A 21,477-nucleotide genomic window follows, 5' to 3' on the forward strand; every position below is an offset into this window, starting at 1 on the left:
GTAATTAGTCAAATTCAAAATTTAGCCGAGGAGTATAGCGCTCCAGACCAGACGGCCGGTCGGCGATCACTGCGCAAGAACATCAAGCGGCAGTTTCAGCTTGGCTGCCAGTGCCTGAGCTTCCAGGTGCCCGGCAGGCGCCAGCAGGCGCAAGGTTGAGCCGGTTTGCGCAGCCATTTTTTGCGCTTCGGCCACCAGTCGCTCGGCGACGCCGCGGCGACGGGTAATTTTTCGTACGCAAATGTGGGACAAGTGCCAGACCTCCTGGTGCCGCTGCAAGCGAGCTGCACCGAGCAGTCGATCATTGAAGCGCCCGGCGATCAGCGAGCCGTCTCGCAGGCAGTCTTCGATCAGCTGTGCATCCGTGGCAAACGGTGCAAACAACCAGTCTGGCGCGTCGCGGTAAATTTTCTGCAGGTCTTGTTGGTCCTGGTCAGAGGGTTCGCGCAGCGGCTCAACAATGATCGGCATATGGTTTCCTGTGAAGTTGTACGCGTTCTCTATGCAGGAGGGAGATCAGATAACGTACAAAAGGTGATGTCAGTTTGGTTTTTCCATCGTCTGCTGATGGTAACCTTTGCCCGTTCGTCCGTCCTTCTGCGACTTGATGTCGCATAACCATACTCAGCACTCCAATAAGCGGTCATGCGTGCGCATTAAGGCCGGGGGGCGGGTGGCAGGGCGAACCATACTAATAATTGGGGGATTCACAATGACCACGAGCATTACGGCGGACGGCCTCGGCGCCGATCAGCCTGCGTTCCTGTCCAAGGAGCGGATTATCGCCAAGCCCGGTTTCAACCGCTGGCTGGTGCCACCTGCCGCGCTGGCCATCCACCTGTGCATCGGCATGGCCTACGGCTTCTCGGTGTTCTGGCTGCCACTGTCCAAGGCCTTGGGTGTCTCCGCAGCGGTGGCTTGCGCGCCGGACATGAGCTTCATCGCTCAAGTCTTTTCGTCCCAGTGTGACTGGCCGATTTCGATGCTTGGCTGGATCTATACCCTGTTCTTCATCTTCCTCGGTTGCTCGGCGGCAATCTGGGGCGGCTGGCTGGAACATGCCGGGCCGCGCAAGGCTGGTGTCGTGTCGGCGCTGTGCTGGTGTGGTGGCCTGCTGATTTCCGCTCTGGGGGTATACACGCACCAGATCTGGCTCATGTGGATCGGCTCCGGGGTCATTGGCGGTATCGGCCTGGGCCTGGGTTACATCTCGCCGGTGTCGACCCTGATCAAATGGTTCCCGGACAAGCGCGGCATGGCCACCGGCATGGCGATCATGGGTTTCGGTGGTGGTGCGATGGTCGGCGCTCCGCTGGCCGCAGCGCTGATGGGGCATTTCGCTTCGCCAACCAGCGTTGGCGTGTGGCAGAGCTTCCTGGTGATGGCCGCGATCTACTTCGTGTTCATGATCGGTGGCGCATTGTCCTACCGCGTCCCGCCAACCGGCTGGAAGCCTGAGGGCTGGACCGCACCGGCGAAAAAAGCCTCGAACGCGATGATCACCCACCGCCACGTTCACGTGAACGTGGCGTGGAAAACACCGCAGTTCCGCCTGGTGTGGCTGGTGCTGTGCCTCAACGTATCCGCCGGCATCGGCATTCTCGGCATGGCTTCGCCGCTGCTGCAGGAAGTGTTCGCCGGCAAGTTGCTGGGCAATGATCTGGCCTTTGGCCAGTTGGATGCTGCGCAATTGGCCTCGATTGCTGCAATCGCCGCCGGATTCACCGGCTTGCTGAGCCTGTTCAACATCGGCGGGCGTTTCTTCTGGGCATCGTTCTCGGATTACCTGGGGCGCAAAAACACCTACTTCGTGTTCTTCGCCTTGGGCTTTGCCCTGTACGCGTTGATCCCGAACCTCGGCCACCTGGGCAACATTGCGCTGTTCGTGGCAGCGTTCTGCATCATCCTGTCGATGTATGGCGGTGGTTTTGCGACCGTTCCTGCGTATCTCGCGGATCTGTTCGGTACACAAATGGTCGGCGCTATCCACGGTCGCCTGCTGACGGCGTGGGCAGCAGCGGGCGTATTGGGCCCGGTGTTGGTGAACTATCTGCGTGAATATCAGCTGAGTATCGGCGTTGAGCGTGCGGCGGCGTACGACATCACCTTGTACATCCTGGCCGGCCTGCTGGTGCTGGGTTTCCTGTGCAACCTGCTGATACGTCCGGTGGCCGACAAATACTTCATGACCGAGGCCGAACTGGCTGCCGAGCAGGCGCTGGGTCACGATAAAGGGGCTGACAGCAGCACGTCGCTGGAATGGAAAGCGGCGGCGGGCACCAAGCCGCTGGCGCTGGCTGCCTGGCTGGTGGTGGGTCTTCCGTTGGCGTGGGGTGTCTGGGTGACCCTGCAGAAGACGGCAGTACTGTTTCACTAAAGGTGCTTGGCCCGAATCTGGAGAGGTTCGGGCCAGTCCCGTATACCACCCGTGTGGGAGCGGGCTTGCTCGCGAAAGCGGTGTGTCAGTCGCCGATAATGTCGACTTAAACACCGCTTTCGCGAGCAAGCCCGCTCCCACATTGTTTTTGTGTACTGCCCAAATGGCTTGTATGGACATGTCTATCGCCTGCGGTGCTGGATTCAGCCCGTCAGGGATATCACGTATCGTGTTTCTGTTTGGCGCCCGCACGCCTATAATGGCTACCTTTTTCGCCCAATGATTTTGCGGAGCTGGTGATGGCCGAACGTAAGGCGTCAGTCGAGCGCGACACTCTGGAAACCCAGATCAAAGCCTCGATCAACCTGGATGGCACCGGAAAGGCCCGGTTTGATATCGGTGTTCCTTTTCTTGAGCACATGCTTGACCAGATCGCCCGTCACGGGCTGATCGACCTGGATATCGTCAGTAAGGGCGACCTGCATATCGACGACCACCACACCGTGGAAGACGTCGGTATTACCCTGGGTCAGGCGTTCACCAAAGCCATCGGCGACAAGAAAGGCATCCGTCGCTACGGCCACGCCTACGTGCCGCTCGATGAAGCGCTGTCGCGCGTGGTGATCGACTTCTCCGGCCGTCCTGGCCTGCAGATGCATGTTCCGTACACCCGCGCCACCGTCGGCGGCTTCGACGTTGACCTGTTCCAGGAGTTCTTCCAGGGCTTCGTCAACCACGCCAACGTCACCCTGCACATCGACAACCTGCGTGGGCACAACACCCACCACCAGATCGAAACCGTGTTCAAGGCTTTCGGCCGCGCCCTGCGCATGGCCGTCGAGCTGGATGACCGCATGGCCGGGCAAATGCCTTCGACCAAGGGCGTTCTGTAATGCAGACGGTCGCGGTTATCGATTACGGCATGGGCAACCTGCACTCGGTGGCCAAGGCCCTCGAGCACGTCGGTGCCGGCAAGGTCCTGATCACCAGCGATGCCAACGTGATTCGCGAAGCTGACCGGGTGGTTTTCCCCGGCGTCGGTGCGATTCGTGACTGCATGGCGGAGATCCGACGCCTGGGCTTTGATTTGCTGGTGCGCGAAGTCAGCCAGGATCGTCCGTTCCTCGGCATCTGCGTCGGCATGCAGGCCCTGCTTGATCACAGCGAAGAAAACGACGGCGTCGACTGCATCGGCCTGTTTCCGGGTCAGGTGAAGTTCTTCGGCAAGGATCTGCACGAAGACGGTGAGCATCTGAAAGTCCCGCACATGGGCTGGAACCAGGTGAAGCAGAAGGTCAGTCACCCGCTGTGGCATGACATTCCTGACCTGGCGCGTTTCTACTTCGTGCACAGCTACTACATCGCTGCCGCCAACGCGCGTCAGGTGGTGGGTGGCGGTCACTACGGTGTCGATTTCGCCGCCGCGCTGGCCGAAGGCTCGCGTTTCGCTGTGCAGTTCCATCCGGAGAAGAGCCATACCCATGGCCTGCAATTACTGCAGAACTTCGCTGCGTGGGACGGTCGTTGGTAAATGGCAGTCAAGAAAACGAAGCCGCCGATCCTGACCCTCACTCCCGAACAGGAGAGCGAGGCCAATCACAAGATCAAACGCTTCATGGAGGATCGCTTCGAACTGGACCTGGGTTCGTTCGAAGCGGCCGAAATCCTTGAGCTGTTTACCCGCGAAATTGCCCCGCACTATTACAACAGGGCGATTTTCGATGTGCAGACGCACCTCAAAGAGAGGTTCGAAAGCATCGAAAGCGACCTGTGGGCGCTCGAGAAAAACTGATTTCCGAGCCAAGCTGAACATTCAATTTTGAAGGTTTGCCAGATGCTGATTATTCCCGCTATCGATCTCAAAGACGGTGCCTGTGTTCGTCTGCGCCAGGGCCGCATGGAAGATTCCACAGTGTTCTCCGATGACCCGGTGAGCATGGCTGCCAAGTGGGTGGAGGGCGGTTGCCGTCGTCTGCATCTGGTCGATCTGAACGGTGCCTTCGAAGGCCAGCCGGTCAACGGCGAAGTGGTCACCGCCATCGCCAAGCGCTACCCGAACCTGCCGATCCAGATCGGTGGCGGTATCCGCTCCCTGGAAACCATCGAGCACTACGTGAAAGCGGGTGTGAGCTACGTGATCATCGGCACCAAGGCCGTGAAAGACCCGGCCTTCGTTGCACAAGCCTGCCGCGCGTTCCCGGGCAAAATCATCGTGGGTCTGGATGCCAAAGACGGTTTTGTCGCCACTGACGGCTGGGCTGAGATCAGCACCATCCAGGTGATCGACCTGGCCAAGCAGTTTGAAGCCGATGGCGTGTCTTCGATCGTTTATACCGACATCGCCAAAGACGGCATGATGCAAGGCTGCAACGTGCCGTTCACCGCTGCGCTGGCCGCAGCCACCAAGATTCCGGTAATCGCCTCCGGCGGCATCCATAACCTGGGTGACATCAAGACGCTGCTCGACGCCAAGGCACCGGGCATCATCGGCGCCATTACTGGCCGCGCGATCTACGAAGGCACCCTCGACGTCGCCGAAGCGCAAGCTTTCTGCGATTCGTACAAAGGCTGAGGACTGACCATGGCGCTGGCCAAACGCATCATCCCTTGCCTGGACGTGGACAACGGCCGGGTCGTCAAGGGCGTGAAGTTCGAGAACATCCGCGACGCCGGTGACCCGGTGGAAATCGCTCGTCGTTACGACGAGCAGGGTGCCGACGAGATCACCTTTCTCGACATCACTGCCAGTGTCGACGGCCGTGATACCACGTTGCACACCGTCGAGCGCATGGCCAGCCAGGTGTTCATCCCGCTGACCGTAGGCGGTGGCGTGCGCACGGTGCAGGACATTCGCAACCTGCTCAACGCGGGCGCAGACAAGGTCTCGATCAACACCGCGGCGGTGTTCAACCCGGAATTCGTCGGTGAAGCGGCGCAGCATTTCGGTTCGCAATGCATCGTGGTTGCCATCGATGCGAAAAAGGTCTCGGGGCCTGGTGAAACGCCACGCTGGGAAATCTTCACCCACGGCGGGCGCAAGCCGACCGGCCTGGATGCTGTCGAGTGGGCGAAGAAGATGGAAGGCCTGGGTGCCGGCGAAATCCTGCTGACCAGCATGGACCAGGACGGCATGAAAAACGGTTTTGACCTGGGCGTTACCCGCGCCATCAGCGATGCGCTGGGCATTCCGGTGATTGCCTCCGGTGGTGTCGGCAACTTGCAACACCTGGCCGACGGCATTCTTGAAGGTCACGCCAGCGCTGTACTGGCGGCGAGTATTTTCCACTTTGGCGAATACACCGTGCAGGAAGCCAAGGCCTACATGGCCCATCGTGGAATTGTGATGCGCTAGGTTCGTATCAAAACTGCCTGTGCGACGATCATGCCTGATCGTCGCCTGGCGAGTTTTCGTACAATGCTTGAACAAACCAATGCAGGCCAGTGGACATCATTGCAGGCTCAAGGCACTCTTGGGTACGCCATGGATTCAGGTAGCCAGACATGCTTAAACGCTTTCTTCTCGTCCTTGCCAGCGCCTCCCTGTTGTTGATCAACGGGGTACAAGCCAAAGACAGTCCCGATACCGACCTGGTATTGCTGACGGAAAACTTCCCTCCATACAACATGGCGAAGAACGGCAAGAATTTCGCCCAGGATGAGAATATCAATGGCATCGCCGTGGATATCGTCCGCGAGATGTTCAAGCGCGCCAACATCACCTACAGCCTCACGCTGCGCTTCCCCTGGGAGCGAATCTACAAACTTACCCTGGAAAAACCCGGTTACGGCGTGTTCGTCATGGCACGGGTGCCGGACCGCGAACAACTCTTCAAGTGGGTTGGCCCTATCGGTCCGGACGACTGGATCATGCTGGCCAAGGCCGACAGCAAGATCACTCTGGATTCGCTGGAGCAAGCACGCCAATACAAGATCGGCGCCTACAAGGGTGACGTGATTGCCGAGACCCTGGCCAAACAGGGTCTCAATCCGATCGTCGTGCTGCGCGATCAGGACAACGCCAAAAAGCTCGTCAACGGCCAGATCGACCTGTGGGCCACCGGTGATCCGGCCGGGCGCTACCTCGCTCGCCAGGAAGGAGTGAGCGGGCTCAAAACCGTTCTGCGCTTCAACAGCGCCGAGTTGTACCTGGCGCTGAACAAGGACGTGCCAGACGAAACCGTGGCCAAGCTCCAGGCGGCGCTGGATCAACTGCGCAAGGAAGGCCGCGTGGACGAGATCATGGCGCGTTATCTGTAGCAGTTGGCAATCCTGTCACAGGTGCAGGAGCGCACACTTCATTGTCTTCACGCGGATATTCGGCAAAGTCCAGGCCGTCGCTATCCGCGTAGGTGAAGCTTACCGCCGCTTGTGTGCCATCTTCACGCAAGAGATCGTAACGACTGTGTAGTTGATAAACCGCCAGCATTCTATTTTTCGGAATGATGGCGGCGATATCTATGGCTTGCGATTTTACCCAGCCGCTGAAGGATTTTTCGGTGTGAGTGAAGCTTTTGGTCAATCTGGCCGAGTACGTTACCGGATGACCAGCCTCCGAGACCCGGGTCGGCCATGCAGATTTCACCTCGATTGAAGTTATTCGGGTGAAGACCTGCAACAACTTGTCGATCAAGGTTCGAGGCGCTGACCATCGCAATAGTTTGCTCTTTTCGTCGGTGTTATGGCCTTCACCGATAAGCACGTACTGGTCTGTTCTGGCCAGGTGGTAGTACGGTGATTTACTGAACCTTTCGATCGGTAGCATGAAGTTGTCTTCGACTGCGAACCAGGGAAGTCTGGCCGTTTGAGTGGCCGCCGGTGTTTCGAGAGGTTGGGGTGCGCTGAATCCGGTGAGTACCGGAAGCTGCGGCGCGGGATTGATCTGCAGGGGGATCTGCATTCGCAATGAGTATGCCGCTGTATGAGTGAACGGCTTGTCATAGCTGTTGGCGCCGATAAAGGTGCCTGGTGCGAAATAGATCTCGCCTTCTTCCGCGTTCGGTGGGGTGATACTCCAAGCGCTGAAGTCCACTTTTGCACCGCTGCCCTTGTCGTTCCAGATCAGGTCGCCGACGTTCGAAGCGATCACCAGATCCGTCCGCACGCAACGTACGGCGTTCAGCGAAGGTTTATCGTGACCATTGGAGCAAACCAGTCCCAGTGCCACATACCCATCAGGCGGGATCGGGCGCCATATCGCTCCGCTTGATCCGGAGTCAGAGCTTTTCCAGATTTGCTCGTAGTCGTCAGGTCGGCTGAGCGCTTTCTGTTGATGTGGCTCGTTGCTCTGCGGATCGCCCTCGCAGACCACCGCCATCACTCGTTGTCCGCTGATGTTGCTGTCTGCGGACGCCGCGAGGTCGCCCAGCGGGAAGTACCCTGGCAACAAATCAGGTGCCGGGCTCGGCCGCCAAAAGCTTGCCAGTTCCGCACCTGAGCCCTTGGTGCTCCAGACCCGTTGAAATTCCGTCGTGAAGTTGATCAGCAGGTTGTCGAATTTTATCGACTCCATGGGTTTTGCGACCGGGATCGCCGTGTTATCGGTGGGCATAATCAAATCCTTGATTGTTAAAAGCAGTCAAAATGGCTGCAACCTATTGCAGGTCTTACTCTGCGGAGTGTGGCGAGGCCTTGTGCGGTAATTATTTATCGACAGTGATAATTTCAGGCGCCCGTATCACGTCTGTGCGCACCTCGGAGGTATTCAAATCCTCATCCTGGATATAGCTGCAAAGCGTAATTGGAAGTGCGTCCATTGGCACAACAAGTCCAATTTGCTGTCGTGTAAATTCCCCGGGGTTCAGATCCGCACACTTGCGTTCGCCAATGTCGTCATCAAAGTAGTGAACCCAAAATGGATAAGGACTTTTTTCATGCCAATCGACATAAAGTTCGGGGAAATCAGGAGAGGGGGTTAGTGTCAGTACGGGCTGCGGCAATGGCTTGAAATTCGTTTCTACGAGGCGTGCGGGGATTATTTGAATACTGTTGAACAGGCGGGCATCGGGCCTGTGCCCTGCTGATTGAACGCCCAGCAGGCACAGGAAATACATGCCGCTTTCGCTGCCTATCGATGTGTCGATGACGGCGTCGACAGTGCTTATGGTGCCGCTGTAATAGTGAGGCGAGTAGCAGGATTTCGCATCCTGTACTGTTTTAACTCGATAGAAAGGAGCATCCATCGAGAACCTGATATTCCACTTGGGTACCAGATTGTCCGGATGGCTGGGGGTTCTGAATTTTTCGGGAAGATAGGCGTTTTTTATTCTGAAGTCGGTTGTGGAAGATAATTGGCAGTCACTTGATTTCAGATCGAAACGTCCATCGACGAAGCAGGCTGACAGAGAGCCAACGGGAACACTGTACTGGGTTTCTTCAGCGAGGATTGGTTTTGCGTCTCGTACTTCGCAGGGGTTATTGCGTGAGCACATTTTTTCCAGCGTGGCGCCGTGAGTGGATGTAAACAGCACACCTGCTATCTCCCCGGTTTCAGGATCAATTACAGGGCTGCCGGAAGAACCGCCCCGAATGTCTATGCAATTATTTTTTCGGGTTTCTGGATACACTTCATCGGCTTCCACCAAGGTGGCATCTGTCGTCTGCTGGGTGCAGCGCGCAAGTCTGAGGCCGACTCCATCGAGGCCAGATGGCGCACCGACGATAAGGATGTTGCCTGCTAAGGATGAGGCATCATCGGAAATTTTCAGGGGGGTTATTCCCTCTTTCAGCAATGAATCCAGTGGTACGGCGAGTTCCAGGATAGCGAGGTCCCTGATGGAGTGTCGGGACCAGGTGACTTTGTTTATTTTGTAGTTTTTCTGGTTTTTGTAAGTGTCGCTGAAGTAGTTGAATTTCACGCTGAGTTGGGAAAGGTCATCCCATGGGTTGGAGCAGTGTTCGGCGGTCAATAAGTAAGCAGGGCCAGCGGCGTTGCCGCTTTTATCGCGAGTGTCGAGCAGGCTGGCCGTACAATAGGGGGAGTCGCTGTAATGAAGCACGCCAACTCCATTGAGGCGGGAGTAATGGTTGTCGGAATTTTTTAATAGGATGCTACTTGGTGTTGAAAAAGCATCATTCGCATAAGTGATTGCGGGAGTTGTTAGCGCGAAAAAAACACATATGCCTAGTGCTTCCATTTTGTAAGTCATGGCCGATCCTTGGTCTTTATTGGCGTGGCGCGAGCGAATCAATGCATTTCATGTTCATTCCATGATTATGAAATGCAGAGCGAGTCCTATCCTGGCATGTGCCCGAGCACTTGGAGATATATATAGTTATTGGTGGCGGGTCGAATCACGGAGTGTGATAAGTGCCGTTGATGCCGTGGGCCGCTGTTGCACGGTTGCCGCGCACGCTGATCATCATTTTGATGTCGATCCAGTCAATTCCCTGAGCCTTGAGCTTGGGTAACTCCCGTTCAAGCACTGCCAGGGTCTGCGGATACGGATGTCCGATCATCACCACCGACCCCTGCTTTTGCGCCAGGCTGATCGCGGTTTGCAGTTGCTTGAATATCGCTTCTTCTGTGCGCTCGTCATCCAGAAACACATCCCGCGAAACGCTCGCCAGGCTGACTTTCTGCGCCTCGGCGGCTGCCACGGTTTGCGCGCTGGTGCGACTGTCGACGAAGAATTTGTGCCGACGCTGCAAGTCCGCCATCAACCAGGCCATGGCGGCTGGTTGCGCAGTCATGCGGCTGCCCATGTGGTTGTTGATGCCAGCGGTGTAGGGCACAACCTTGAACGCGGCGTTCAGGCGTTTCTCAAGCTCTTCGACGGGCAGGTCGGGGTGCCAGGCAAAAGGTCCGGTGGCCGGGTCCATGGGCATGTGCAGGATGACGATCTTGCCGGCGCGATGGGCTTCGCGGGCAAATTCGCTGGCGTGGGGGGTATCGGGCATGATCGCCGCGGTCACCGGGCCAGGCAAGGCCAGCACGCGGCGATCCCTGGGCAGGTTCTGTCCCAGGTCGTCGATGATCAGGCTCAGGTAGGCCTTGTGCGGTGGGGACGCTGCCTGGGCAGGTGCCGCAGCACCTGCGAGGCAGCACAGCAGGCCGATCAATAACCGCAGGCGCATCTCAGCGGCCGGAGGTGATGCTCAGCCCTTTGAGCAGGCTCAGGGCCTGGGCCAATTGATAGTCGTCGTCCTGAGGCATCGGTTTGGCTTTGCCGCCGGAGCCGGTCGGTTTGTCGGCGCCGCCGTTGCCATTGCCCAAGTGGCCCTGCAAGTCGGCTTCCTTGAAGTAATCGCCGTCCTGCTCGTCGGTGATCTTGGCCTTGCGCACTTCGATGTCTGGGACGATGCCCTGAGCCTGAATCGAGCGGCCGTTCGGTGTGAAGTACAAGGCCGTGGTGATCTTCAGTGCACGATCGTTGTTCAGCGGCAGTACGGTTTGCACCGAACCCTTGCCGAAGCTGGTGGTGCCCATGACCACGGCGCGCTTCTGATCCTGCAAGGCACCGGCAACAATTTCCGATGCCGAGGCGCTGCCGCCGTTGATCAGCACGACCATTGGTACGGCTTCGCTTTCGTCCTTGCCAGTGGCGTTGAAGCGCAGCTCGGAGTTGGCAATGCGGCCCTTGGTGTAAACGATCAGGCCCTTGGTGATGAAGTGGTCGACCACTTCCACCGCAGACTGCAGCACTCCGCCGGGGTTGTTGCGCAGGTCGAGGACGATGCCCTTGAGCTTCTTGCCGTTGTCCTTGCGCAGCTTGGCCAGGGCCTTGGAGACCTCTTCGCCGGTCTTGACCTGGAATTGGGTGATGCGAATGTAGCCGTAGCCGGACTCCAGCAGCTGGCTCTTCACACTCTTCACTTGAATGACGGCGCGGGCCAGGGTGACGTCGAACGGCGGGCCGCCATCGCGGACCAGGGTCAGGGTGATTTTTTCACCAACCTTGCCGCGCATCTTGTCCACGGCTTCGGTCATGCTCTGGCCGCGGGTTGGCTGGCCATTGATCTTGACGATGAAGTCGCCGGCCTGGATCCCTGCTTTCGAAGCCGGGGTGTCATCGATCGGCGAAACCACCTTGATGAAGCCGTCTTCAGCGCCGACTTCGATGCCCAGGCCGCCGAACTCCCCGCTGGTGCTTTCCTGCAGCTCGGCGAAGTCTTCAGGGCCGAGGTAGGCCGAGTGCGGGTCGAGGTTGCTGAGCATGCCCTTGATGGCATTTTCCAGCAGGGTCTTGTCATCCACCGGTTCGACATAGGCGGCTTTGATCCGGTCCATTACCTCGGCAAAGGTGCGCAATTCATCCAGCGGCAAAGGCGCCTTGGTGGTCGCAGCAGTGCCCGCAGGCGCGACGGCCGGTTGAGCGGCGAACGCCAGAGGCGCGCCGATCACCAGGGCGATCGTCAGGGCCAGCGAGGTAAGGCGGGACAAATGCAGCATGTCGAACGAACTCCTAATGTAGGTGACTCAACGCCTATCCTTGCGTGCGGCACCATTGCGCCGGATCACTCGGGTGACCCTGCTGACGAATTGCAAAATACAGCGCTGGTGTGTCCTGCCCGCCACTGTTACCGACAGTGGAGATGGACTCACCGGCTTTTACCACGTCACCCGCAGACTTGAGCAGTGTCTGGTTGTGGCCGTATAGACTCAGGAAGCCATTGCCGTGGTCGAGAATCACCAGCAAGCCGGCGCCCCGCAGCCAGTCGGCGAACACCACGCGACCGCCATGCACGGCATGTACTGCACTGCCAGCTGAAGCGCTGATCATCACCCCGTCCCATTTGGTCCGGGCATCGTCGCCCCGGCTTTCACCGAAGCGTGCCAACAGTCGACCGTCGACAGGCCATGGAAGTTTGCCGCGAGTTGACGAAAAGGCGCCGCCGAAGGTCTCGCCCGAGCTGGACACCAGCGCGCCTGGTGTTGATCTGACCGGTTTGCGTGGGGCGTCATCGCCGGCATCTGCCTGCGCCTGGGCCTCACGTAAACGCTTTTTTTCGGCTTCCTGCTGGGCGATCAGCGCTTTTTGCCGCGCTTCTTCTGCCTCACGTGCCTGTCGCGCCAGGGTTTCTTCAATGGTTTTAAGGACTTTAGACAGGTCAGCCTGATCCTGCTCGCGGGCCGCCAGCTTCTGGTCACGAGCCTTTACGTCGTCATTGAGTCTGGCCAGGACTTTCTGGCGTTCCTGGCGAACTTTGTCCAGTTCGCCGCGCTGGGTGTCGAGGCTGCTTTGCTGTACCAGCAGTTGTGCCTGCTGCATGGCGATGTCTTTTTCGACATTGCTCAGTTGGCGCAGGGTTTCATTGAAGTTCTTCAGCTGCTCCAGGCGGGCCTGACTCAGGTAGTCGTAATAGGTAAGGGTACGGGCGAATTTTTCCGGATTCTGTTGGTTGAGCAGCAGCTTGAGGTATTCCTGGCGCCCGTTCTGGTAGGCCGCACGGGCCTGAATGGCGATCAGTCGTTGCTGTTCAGTGCGCGCGCTCTGGAGTTTTTTTTTCTCGGCATCGAGTCGCTGCAACTCGTCTTCGCTTTTCTTCAGCTCTTTTTGCAGGGCTTCGACCTGCTTCTCGAGCTTGCCCATTTCGGTCTCGGTGCCCTTGAGCTCTTTTTGCACACCGGATTTTTCTTCCTGCAGTTTGCCCAGCATTTTTTTCAGCTCGGCAATATCCTGACGCGTAGCGTCCAACTGTTGTTGGGTTTGCGCGCGCTCGTCAGCAAAGGCCGGTTGGAGCAGGCATGTCAGAGCAAGGGCTATCAGGACACGAAGCATAGAGGCGGGCGGCACCAGGGAAAGGGACAGCCTAGTATGCCCGCCATGGGCAGCAAAAAAAATGCCCATTTCCGACTGTGTGATAACTGGACAAAAAAACACCACAAACCAATGTGGGAGCCTGTGGCGAGGGGGCTTGCCCCCGTTGGGCAGCGAAGCGGCCCCAAAACAGTGTTTTGGGACTACTGCGTAGTCCAACGGGGGCAAGCCCCCTCGCCACATAGTCTCGCTCCCACTGGGTATTGCGGGGTTTACACCAGGATCGAAGTCCCGGTCATTTCCGCAGGCTGTTCCAGGCCCAGCAGTTTCAACATGGTCGGCGCCACGTCCGCCAGCACGCCGCCTTCGCGAACCTTCAGGTCACGCTTGCCGACATAGATGAACGGAACCGGTTCGGTGGTGTGCGCGGTATGCGCCTGGCCGGTGGAGGCATCGGACATTTGCTCGACGTTGCCGTGGTCGGCGGTAATCAGCGCTTCACCGCCGACTTTCTCCAGGGCCTCGACGATGCGGCCGACACACTGGTCCAGGCATTCGACGGCTTTAACCGCGGCTTCGAACACGCCACTGTGGCCGACCATGTCGCCGTTGGCGTAGTTGACCACGATCACGTCGTAACGCTGGTTTTCAATGGCGTCGACGATGCGGTCGGTGACTTCCGGCGCGCTCATTTCCGGCTGCAAGTCATAGGTGGCGACTTTCGGCGACGGAATCAGGATGCGTTCTTCGCCCGGGAACGGTTCTTCGCGACCGCCGGAGAAGAAGAAGGTCACGTGGGCGTATTTTTCGGTTTCGGCGATGCGCAGCTGGGTCTTGCCGTTTTTCGCCAGGTAATCGCCCAGCACATTCTCCAGGCTGCCGGCAGCAAAGGCCGATGGCGCAGGAATGCTTGCGGCGTACTGGGTCAGCATGACGTAGCCGGCCAGTTTTGGCTGGCGGGCACGCTCGAAGTCCTTGAAGTCGTCTTCGACGAACACGCGGGTCAGCTCGCGAGCGCGGTCGGCACGGAAGTTCATGAAGACCACGGCGTCGCCGTCCTCCACTTTTACCGGCTCACCGATGGAGGTGGCTTTGACGAATTCATCGCTTTCGCCGCGCGCGTAGGCCGCTTCCAGACCTTCCTGTGCAGTGGCCGCGTTGAACTCGCCGTGGCCGTCGACAATCAGGTTGTAGGCTTGGGATACGCGGTCCCAGCGGTTGTCGCGGTCCATGGCGAAGTAGCGGCCGATGATGCTGGCGATCCGGCCTTTGCCCAGGGCCTGGAAAGTTGCGTCGAGCAGTTCGATCGATGATTGCGCGCTTTTCGGCGGGGTATCACGGCCGTCGAGGAACGCGTGCAGGTAAATCTTTTCGGCCCCGCGCTTGAAGGCCAGTTCAGCCATGGCGATCAGGTGGTCCTGGTGGCTGTGCACGCCGCCATCGGACAGCAGGCCCATGAAATGCACGGCTTTGCCGGCGGCGACGGCTTTGTCCACAGCGGCGCAGATGGTCGGGTTCTCGAAGAACTCACCGTCGCGGATCGATTTGGTCACGCGAGTGAAGTCCTGGTACACCACGCGGCCGGCGCCGAGATTCATGTGGCCGACTTCAGAGTTGCCCATCTGGCCATCCGGCAAGCCGACATCCATGCCGCTGCCCGAGATCAAGCCGTTAGGCACGGTGGCCCACAGGCGGTCCAGCACGGGCTTCTTCGCGGCGAAGATGGCATTGGATTCAGGGCTGTCACTGTGACCGAAGCCGTCGAGAATCATCAGGACCAAAGGTTTAGGCGTGGTAGTCATGGAATCCACTCGTGGCTGAGATAAAAAGGAGCAATGGAAAAGGGAGTGGCAGTTTAAAGCGAAGTTCCGGCCACGTCACCGCCGGACGGGGTTTGGCCCACCATAGTGGCTGTGTATACTGGCCGACATTTTAACGCCCTGGAACCTCCTTCGATGGTTGCTAACCTGATTCAATTTGCCACTAACCACTACATTCTCGTCGGTATCTTCGTCGTACTGCTGGCGTTGCTGATTGCCTATCAAATGCAGGGCGGCGGCCGTAGCCTGAGCACCGGTGAACTGACCGGGCTGGTCAACAAGGACGCAGGCGTGGTGATCGACATCCGTCCGGTCAAGGATTTCGCCGCCGGTCACATCGTCGGTGCGCTGAACATTCCCCACGACAAACTGGCTGCTCGCGTCGGCGAACTGGAAAAACACAAGGCCAAGACCATCATTCTGGTCGATGCCATGGGCCAGACCGCCGGCACCCATGCCCGCGAACTGATGAAATCCGGCTTCACCGCCGCCAAGCTGTCCGGCGGTATTTCCAGCTGGAAAGGCGATAACCTGCCGTTGGTGAAGTGATATGAGCAACGTCGTCGTCTATTCCAGCGATTACTGCCCCTACTGCTCGCGAGCCAAATACCTGCTCGAGAACAAAGGCGTAGCCTTCGAAGAGATCAAGGTCGATGGCAAGCCGCAGGTGCGCGCTGCAATGGCCCAGAAGGCCGGGCGTACGTCCGTGCCGCAAATCTGGATCGGCAGCACACACGTCGGCGGTTGTGATGATTTGTTTGCCCTGGAGCGCGCCGGCAAGCTCGATGCGTTGCTCAGGGCCTGACTGCACTACTCAAAACAAGCAAACCTATAAGAACCCTGGATCAAGAAGGATCTGCGATGACTGACCAACAGAACACTGCTGCGACCGAAGAAGAAACTGCACCGCAATTCTCCTTGCAGCGCATTTATGTGCGTGACCTGTCCTTCGAAGCTCCGAAAAGCCCGGCGATTTTCCGTCAGCAATGGGAGCCGAGCGTCGCTCTGGACCTGAACACCCGTCAAAAGGCCCTGGAATCCGATTTCCACGAAGTCGTGCTGACCCTGTCGGTGACCGTGAAGAACGGTGATGAAGTGGCGTTCATCGCTGAAGTGCAACAGGCCGGGATCTTCCTGATCAAGAACCTGGACGACGCTTCGATGAGCCACACCCTGGGTGCGTTCTGCCCGAACATCCTGTTCCCGTACGCTCGCGAAACCCTGGACAGCCTGGTGACCCGTGGTTCGTTCCCGGCTCTGATGCTGGCGCCGGTGAACTTCGACGCGCTGTACGCGCAAGAACTGCAACGCATGCAGGCTGCGGGCGAGACGCCGACCGTCCAGTAAGCTGTCCTGATCGTCGAAGCAAGTCCAATGTGGGAGCGGGCTTGCTCGCGAAAGCGGTGTATCAGTCAACATTCATGTTGAATCTGATGACCCCTTCGCGAGCAAGCCCGCTCCCACATTTGCTATGCGGTGCTATTTGAAGCCGTTCTGGCGCCAGGCTTCGTAAACGGCGACCGCCACGGTGTTCGACAGATTCAGGCTGCGGCAACCTTCACGCATCGGCAGGCGCAGGCGTTGGTCGGCGGGAAGTGCGTCGAGTACCTCGGCGGGAAGGCCGCGGCTTTCCGGGCCGAACAGGAACGCGTCGCCGGGCACGAAACTGGCATCGTGAAACGCTCGCGAGCCCTTGGTGGTGAAGGCGAACAACCGTGGATGACCGAGGCTTTCCAGGCAGCTGGCGAGGTCAGCATGGCGTTGCAAGGTGGCGTATTCGTGATAGTCGAGGCCGGCACGGCGCAGGCGCTTGTCGTCCATCTCGAAGCCCAGCGGTTCGATCAAATGCAGGTGGCAGCCACTGTTGGCGCACAGCCTGATAACGTTGCCGGTATTCGGCGGAATTTCTGGTTGGAAAAGGATGACGTGAAACATGCACGGCTCCGAAGGTAAAGATGAGCGGCATTCTACGCCGCAAGCCGGCTTGCGTTCGAAACTATTCCTGCGGGTGATGGCGTCGCTGGCAATTGTTGGCGTAATGGTGGGAATGATGATCGGGCGCCTGACCACCCCCGATCCCAGCGAGCTGCAGCAGATTGAAGTCACGAACGATGGATTGGTGGTGTGGTTCAACCAACAGCCCAAGACTCACGGCGAGATTGTCGACGGCAGCGTTGCTCTGCTGTTCGATGCCAAGGGCCTGGCCAAGAGCGGCCAGCTCAGGCTTGGCGACAAGGACGTGAACTGGCGGGTGCGGTTGAGTGATGGCGGGTTGTTGTTGACGCTGGTGGCGGCTCGGCCTCTGCAGGGCGAATGGGCCGGTAGCGAGGTCGATGACCGCTGGCGGCTGCAGATCCATCTCCGGGAGCAATAAAAGAGGGAATCCCCGGCCTGCCTGTACCAAGGTTCCCGAAACGGGCGGGTTGGCGCATGGCACCAACCCCGGTGTAAAGAAGGAACCCCTGACCTGCCTGTATCAAGGGCCCCAAAACGGTTGGCTCGTCGCGCTTGCGGTGTGAGCCTGATGTAAAGAGGGGAATCCCCGGCCTGCCTGTACCAAGGTCCCCGAAACCGGGTAGGTGAACTGAATCACTTGAAAGGGATGTTGCAGGGGGCGTGCCAGTTTTTAACAAGTTGAAACGCAAAGTTGTGCTGAACTGCCGAAAGCCCCGTATTACGGGGCTTTCGTGTTTTTTAGGTAGGGCTTCGATAGCGAACGCAGGGGGAGCGTTGAAGTTGTTTTTGTGCGCGATTGCGGTTCACGGTGCTTTGAGTCGGTGCACGCAGTACTAAATGTGGGAGCGGGCTTGCTCGCGAAGAGGCCATCACATTCAACATCGATGTTGAATGACGCCCCGCTTTCGCGAGCAAGCCCGCTCCCACATTGTTCGGTGTGAACTAAAAAGAGGTTCGCTGCCAGCGATGTTGCAGGGCTAGCCCAATTTAGCCCTCATCCCCCTCATCATCATCCCCGCCATCTACCTTCATCCCCAATTCCTTGATCTTGCGAGTCAGGGTATTGCGGCCCCAGCCCAGCAAGACAGCGGCATCGCGGCGGCGACCGGCGGTGTGTTTGAGGGCGGTCTCGATCATGATCCGCTCGAAGGCTGGCACAGCGCTGTCTAGCAGGCTCGACTGACCGCGAGCTAGCGCCTGGTCGGCCCACTGGCGCAGGGCCTGTTCCCAGTTGGTCACTGGCGCGGAATCCTGAGGCAGGCTCAGCAGCTCCGGCGGCAAGTCGCCGATGTGCACTTCGCGACCCGAAGCCATCACCGTTATCCAGCGGCAGGTGTTCTCCAGCTGACGCACGTTACCCGGCCACGGCAGGTTTTTCAGGTATTCCTCGGTTTCGCTCTTGAGCAGCTTCGGCTCGACGGCCAGTTCCTGGGCGGCACGACTGAGGAAGTGCTTGGCCAGGGTCGGGATGTCTTCGCGACGGTCCGACAGGCGAGGAATGTGGATTCGAATCACGTTCAGTCGATGGAACAAATCCTCACGGAATTTCCCGGCGTGCACCAGGGTTTCCAGGTTCTGGTGCGTCGCGGCAATGATTCGCACGTCGACCTTCACCGGCACATGACCGCCCACGCGGTAGAACTCGCCGTCTGCCAGGACACGCAGCAGGCGGGTCTGGGTATCGGCCGGCATGTCGCCGATTTCGTCGAGGAACAGGGTGCCGCCATCTGCCTGTTCGAAACGTCCGCGACGCAGGTTGGCTGCGCCGGTGAAGGCGCCTTTCTCGTGGCCGAACAGCTCCGACTCCATCAGGTCCTTGGGGATCGCCGCCATGTTCAGCGCAATGAACGGCGAAGCCGCACGGGGGCTGTGGCGGTGCAGGGCGTGGGCCACCAGTTCTTTACCGGTACCCGATTCACCATTGATCAGCACGGTGATATTGGAATGACTCAAGCGCCCAATGGCACGAAACACTTCCTGCATCGCCGGCGCTTCGCCGATGATTTCCGGGGTGCGGGTCAGTGTCGGAACGACTTCCAGGCCTTGCTGTTCCTGGGCGTGCTGGTTGGCGCGCTTGACCAGGGATACGGCTTCGTCGACATCGAATGGCTTGGGCAGGTACTCGAATGCGCCGCCCTGATAGGACGCGACAGCGCTGTCCAGATCGGAGTGAGCGGTCATGATGATGACCGGTAACCGTGGGTGTTGTTCGCGAATCCGCGCCAGCAGGTCCAGGCCGCTGGCACCGGGCATGCGGATGTCGGAAATGATCACGTCCGGCTGCTGGCGCGCCAGGCGGCTCATCACGCCATCGGCGCTGTCGAAGCTTTGCGTAGTCATGCCTTCCTGCTGCAAGGCTTTTTCCAGGACCCAACGGATAGAACGGTCGTCATCGACGATCCACACGGTTTCACTACGGCTCATGTCGATGTGGCTCCTTGTTCCAGTGGCAGAAAGATCGAGAAGGTGGTGTGGCCGGGGTGGCTGTCACATTCGATCAGGCCCTGGTGCTGGCTGATGATGTTCTGGGTAATGGCCAGGCCCAGACCGGTACCATCCGGACGGCCGCTGACCATTGGGAAGAAAATGGTTTCCTGAAGCTCGGCAGGAATGCCCGGACCGTTGTCGATGATTTCGATCTTGGTCACCAGGCGATGGCGCACGTGGCCGATGGTGAACTGGCGCATGGTGCGCGAGCGCAGGCTGATGCGACCCAGGCGCAGTTCGTTCTGGCTGCTGATGGCTTGCATCGCGTTGCGCACGATGTTCAGTACCGCTTGAATCATCTGTTCGCGGTCGATCAATACGTCAGGGATGCTTGGGTCATAGTCGCGCACCAAGGTGATGCAACCCTGGCTTTCGGCCTCCACCAACTGGCAGACACGCTCCAGCACTTCGTGGATGTTGCACATTGCCAGCGACGGCAGCTTGTTCGAGCCGAGCATGCGATCGACCAGATTACGCAGGCGATCGGCTTCTTCAATAATGACGTTGGTGTAATCGCGCAGGCTTTCTTCCGGCAGCTCGCGGGCCAGCAACTGCGCCGCGCCGCGAATACCGCCCAATGGGTTCTTGATTTCATGGGCAAGGCCGCGCACCAGCATTTTGCTGGTTTCCTGCTTCGACAGTTGCGCCTCCTCCTTGGTGATTCGCAGCAAGCGGTCGCGAGGATGCACTTCGAGCAGCAGCAGGGTTTCGCCATTGTTGAGGATGGGCGTTACGGCGTAATCGACGGTCAGGGTCTGGCCGGTGAGGGCGGTGAGCATGGCTTCACGCTTGGTGAATGGATGCGCGTGTTCTACCGCTTGGCGCAAAGAATTCAGCGCTTCGGGGGACTCGGTGAATAACTCGCTGATGAATTGCCCATGGCTGCGCTGACCACTGATGGCCAGCAGCATCTCCGCCGCCGGGTTCATGTACTCGAGGCGCAATTCGGCATCGAGCAGGATGGTGGCGGTGGTGAGGTTGTCGAGTAGCAAACGGTGTAGTGCGTCGCTTATGGTCATCAGGACCTCTTTTGGAGCGGAGCGGGCGCAAGAAACAAGCGTTGGTAAGCGCAAAATGCAAAAACCAAACCAAGGCTCCGAAAAGAAGCGCTTTAGCGCTAAAACGGGCGTTTAGCGCTCGATTGCATAGCGCTCGGTTCGCTGTTACGGGTATTTTCGAACCAAAATGGGTTGGAATGTGCGTGCGCCGCAAGATTTCGCACCAATATAGTGCACAAAGCTGAATGAAGTAAGAAGAGTCGCACAAAGGTATTTATCGTTGCGGGTTTACGGTTTGCTTGCCCGCTGCACGGTGAAGGTCACCGTATGGCTTTGCTGCACGATGCTTTGGCGTTCAATCACCTGTACCGCGAGGCGGTGCTCACCACGAGCGACGTTGAGCAATTGCAGGGTCGGGACGTTGCTCGGCTGACCGTAAGGCTGATCATCCAGCAAGAGACGCAGTAGATGATGATCTTGCAGGTGCGGCTTGATCAGGACTTCGACAGTGACGTTGCCGTTGTTGGCGCGCAGTGATTCGCCAGTGGGCAGGCCGGAGAGTTCCAGTACCTCGTAGAGGGTGCTGCGGGGCTGTTCGCTGGAAGGGGCGATGGGTGGAGCGGGATTGCCAGGTGGCTGGCTTTCGATGCTGTTGAGAGGCTGTAACTCGACAGCCCGGGCGTTTGCGCCTGTGGGCGGTTGATTGCTGTAGGTGGTGGTGCCATTGGCGTCCGTGTACTTATAGATCTGCGCGGTGGCGGGCAGGGATATCAGCAGCAGGATGAATGGAAAAACACGGGCCATGAGCTCGACCGGAAACGAAAGCGTTGGGTTGCAGCATAGGTCAGGTGCGGCGGTTGCCTCCAGTCGCAAAACATTTTGGGCATGTTTCACGAAAGTCCTGTGGCAAGGGGGCTTGTCGGAACGCCGCATCGCCCCGCTGGGTTGCGCACCGGCCCCAAGAATTTCTGGGACTACTGCGTAGTCCAACGGGGGCGAGCCCCCTCACCACGGGGAAATCGGGTGCCTGTCGAAATTGCGTGTGTCTAGTCCTGAAATAGGTTTACACCTGTTTCAGTCTCAAAACGCCCGATGCACCGCATCGGGCGTTTTGTATTTCAAGGCCAGATGTGGCCGCTCCG

22 protein-coding genes are annotated in these 21,477 nt (G+C 58.6%); 11 read left to right on the forward strand and 11 right to left on the reverse strand.

Features of this window, described 5'->3' with window-relative positions; translation table 11 throughout:
- Positions 1–66 precede the first annotated feature (66 nt).
- Positions 67–471, reverse strand: a complete 405-nt coding sequence (locus tag ASE98_RS25310; RefSeq protein WP_060544049.1) for an acetyl-CoA sensor PanZ family protein — start codon at positions 469–471, stop codon at positions 67–69.
- 241 nt (positions 472–712) lie between these two features.
- On the opposite strand from ASE98_RS25310, the gene ASE98_RS25315 reads away from it, so the two are divergent.
- The 7 genes from ASE98_RS25315 (at position 713) to ASE98_RS25345 (ending at position 6,634) form a co-directional block, all read left to right on the forward strand.
- Complete coding sequence (locus ASE98_RS25315) at positions 713–2,377, forward strand: OFA family MFS transporter (RefSeq protein ID WP_060544050.1); 1,665 nt, start codon at positions 713–715, stop codon at positions 2,375–2,377.
- A 299-nt stretch (positions 2,378–2,676) separates the two neighbouring features.
- Positions 2,677–3,270, forward strand: coding sequence for an imidazoleglycerol-phosphate dehydratase HisB (gene hisB / locus ASE98_RS25320; protein ID WP_003186751.1), 594 nt, complete (start codon positions 2,677–2,679; stop codon positions 3,268–3,270).
- On the forward strand, positions 3,270–3,908 hold the full coding sequence (gene hisH, locus ASE98_RS25325; protein ID WP_060544051.1) for an imidazole glycerol phosphate synthase subunit HisH: 639 nt from the start codon (positions 3,270–3,272) through the stop codon (positions 3,906–3,908). Before hisB ends, hisH begins: the two co-directional genes overlap by 1 nt.
- The gene (locus ASE98_RS25330) at positions 3,909–4,169 is read left to right on the forward strand and encodes a DUF2164 domain-containing protein (protein WP_060544052.1); all 261 of its coding nucleotides are present in this window, start codon (positions 3,909–3,911) and stop codon (positions 4,167–4,169) included.
- Between the two features lie 42 nt (positions 4,170–4,211).
- The gene (hisA, locus tag ASE98_RS25335; RefSeq protein WP_060544053.1) at positions 4,212–4,949 is read left to right on the forward strand and encodes a 1-(5-phosphoribosyl)-5-[(5-phosphoribosylamino)methylideneamino]imidazole-4-carboxamide isomerase; all 738 of its coding nucleotides are present in this window, start codon (positions 4,212–4,214) and stop codon (positions 4,947–4,949) included.
- Between the two features lie 9 nt (positions 4,950–4,958).
- Positions 4,959–5,729, forward strand: coding sequence for an imidazole glycerol phosphate synthase subunit HisF (hisF, locus tag ASE98_RS25340; protein WP_007897430.1), 771 nt, complete (start codon positions 4,959–4,961; stop codon positions 5,727–5,729).
- 149 nt (positions 5,730–5,878) lie between these two features.
- Positions 5,879–6,634: a substrate-binding periplasmic protein gene (locus tag ASE98_RS25345; RefSeq protein ID WP_060544054.1), complete on the forward strand. Its 756-nt coding sequence runs from the start codon at positions 5,879–5,881 to the stop codon at positions 6,632–6,634.
- On the opposite strand, the gene ASE98_RS25350 is transcribed toward ASE98_RS25345, so the two are convergent.
- The 6 genes from ASE98_RS25350 to gpmI form a co-directional block, all read right to left on the reverse strand.
- Complete coding sequence (locus ASE98_RS25350) at positions 6,615–7,925, reverse strand: Vps62-related protein (RefSeq protein ID WP_082457651.1); 1,311 nt, start codon at positions 7,923–7,925, stop codon at positions 6,615–6,617. The two genes, ASE98_RS25345 and ASE98_RS25350, sit on opposite strands and share 20 nt — an antisense overlap.
- Before the next feature lie 91 nt (positions 7,926–8,016).
- Positions 8,017–9,522 carry a S1 family peptidase gene (locus ASE98_RS25355; RefSeq protein WP_060544055.1) on the reverse strand — a complete coding sequence of 502 codons (1,506 nt, stop codon included), beginning with the start codon at positions 9,520–9,522 and terminating at the stop codon, positions 8,017–8,019.
- A 145-nt stretch (positions 9,523–9,667) separates the two neighbouring features.
- On the reverse strand, positions 9,668–10,450 hold the full coding sequence (locus tag ASE98_RS25360; protein ID WP_060544056.1) for a divergent polysaccharide deacetylase family protein: 783 nt from the start codon (positions 10,448–10,450) through the stop codon (positions 9,668–9,670).
- A gap of 1 nt (position 10,451) precedes the next feature.
- Positions 10,452–11,765: a S41 family peptidase gene (locus ASE98_RS25365; RefSeq protein WP_060544057.1), complete on the reverse strand. Its 1,314-nt coding sequence runs from the start codon at positions 11,763–11,765 to the stop codon at positions 10,452–10,454.
- 34 nt (positions 11,766–11,799) lie between these two features.
- Positions 11,800–13,095, reverse strand: a complete 1,296-nt coding sequence (locus ASE98_RS25370; RefSeq protein ID WP_060544058.1) for a murein hydrolase activator EnvC family protein — start codon at positions 13,093–13,095, stop codon at positions 11,800–11,802.
- 251 nt (positions 13,096–13,346) lie between these two features.
- Positions 13,347–14,876: a 2,3-bisphosphoglycerate-independent phosphoglycerate mutase gene (gene gpmI / locus ASE98_RS25375; RefSeq protein ID WP_060544059.1), complete on the reverse strand. Its 1,530-nt coding sequence runs from the start codon at positions 14,874–14,876 to the stop codon at positions 13,347–13,349.
- 153 nt (positions 14,877–15,029) lie between these two features.
- On the opposite strand from gpmI, the gene ASE98_RS25380 reads away from it, so the two are divergent.
- The 3 genes from ASE98_RS25380 to secB are packed head-to-tail and all read left to right on the forward strand — an operon-like array spanning position 15,030 to position 16,241.
- A complete protein-coding gene (locus tag ASE98_RS25380; protein WP_060544060.1) occupies positions 15,030–15,443 on the forward strand; it encodes a rhodanese-like domain-containing protein in 414 nt (137 codons plus the stop codon).
- Position 15,444: 1 nt separating this feature from the next.
- Positions 15,445–15,699, forward strand: coding sequence for a glutaredoxin 3 (gene grxC, locus ASE98_RS25385; protein ID WP_007972741.1), 255 nt, complete (start codon positions 15,445–15,447; stop codon positions 15,697–15,699).
- 56 nt (positions 15,700–15,755) lie between these two features.
- Positions 15,756–16,241 carry a protein-export chaperone SecB gene (secB, locus tag ASE98_RS25390; RefSeq protein WP_060544061.1) on the forward strand — a complete coding sequence of 162 codons (486 nt, stop codon included), beginning with the start codon at positions 15,756–15,758 and terminating at the stop codon, positions 16,239–16,241.
- Between the two features lie 132 nt (positions 16,242–16,373).
- Here the strand turns inward: secB and trmL are convergent, their stop codons facing one another.
- Positions 16,374–16,829, reverse strand: a complete 456-nt coding sequence (gene trmL / locus ASE98_RS25395; RefSeq protein WP_060544062.1) for a tRNA (uridine(34)/cytosine(34)/5-carboxymethylaminomethyluridine(34)-2'-O)-methyltransferase TrmL — start codon at positions 16,827–16,829, stop codon at positions 16,374–16,376.
- Between trmL and ASE98_RS25400 the strand changes: the two genes are divergently transcribed.
- Positions 16,828–17,268 (forward strand): hypothetical protein, encoded by a 441-nt coding sequence (locus ASE98_RS25400; RefSeq protein ID WP_060544063.1) that lies wholly within the window; start codon positions 16,828–16,830, stop codon positions 17,266–17,268. The two genes, trmL and ASE98_RS25400, sit on opposite strands and share 2 nt — an antisense overlap.
- Positions 17,269–17,837: 569 nt before the next feature.
- Here the strand turns inward: ASE98_RS25400 and ntrC are convergent.
- The 3 genes from ntrC to ASE98_RS25415 all read right to left on the reverse strand — a co-directional run bounded on the left by ntrC (position 17,838) and on the right by ASE98_RS25415 (position 21,139).
- Positions 17,838–19,274: a nitrogen regulation protein NR(I) gene (ntrC, locus tag ASE98_RS25405; protein WP_060544064.1), complete on the reverse strand. Its 1,437-nt coding sequence runs from the start codon at positions 19,272–19,274 to the stop codon at positions 17,838–17,840.
- Positions 19,271–20,356, reverse strand: a complete 1,086-nt coding sequence (glnL, locus tag ASE98_RS25410) for a nitrogen regulation protein NR(II) (protein ID WP_060544065.1) — start codon at positions 20,354–20,356, stop codon at positions 19,271–19,273. The genes ntrC and glnL overlap by 4 nt, the downstream gene beginning before the upstream one ends.
- Positions 20,357–20,623: 267 nt before the next feature.
- Positions 20,624–21,139 carry a DUF4124 domain-containing protein gene (locus tag ASE98_RS25415; RefSeq protein WP_060544066.1) on the reverse strand — a complete coding sequence of 172 codons (516 nt, stop codon included), beginning with the start codon at positions 21,137–21,139 and terminating at the stop codon, positions 20,624–20,626.
- Positions 21,140–21,477 lie beyond the last annotated feature (338 nt).

It is taken from the genome of Pseudomonas sp. Leaf48 (assembly GCF_001421885.1).
Lineage (GTDB): Bacteria > Pseudomonadota > Gammaproteobacteria > Pseudomonadales > Pseudomonadaceae > Aquipseudomonas.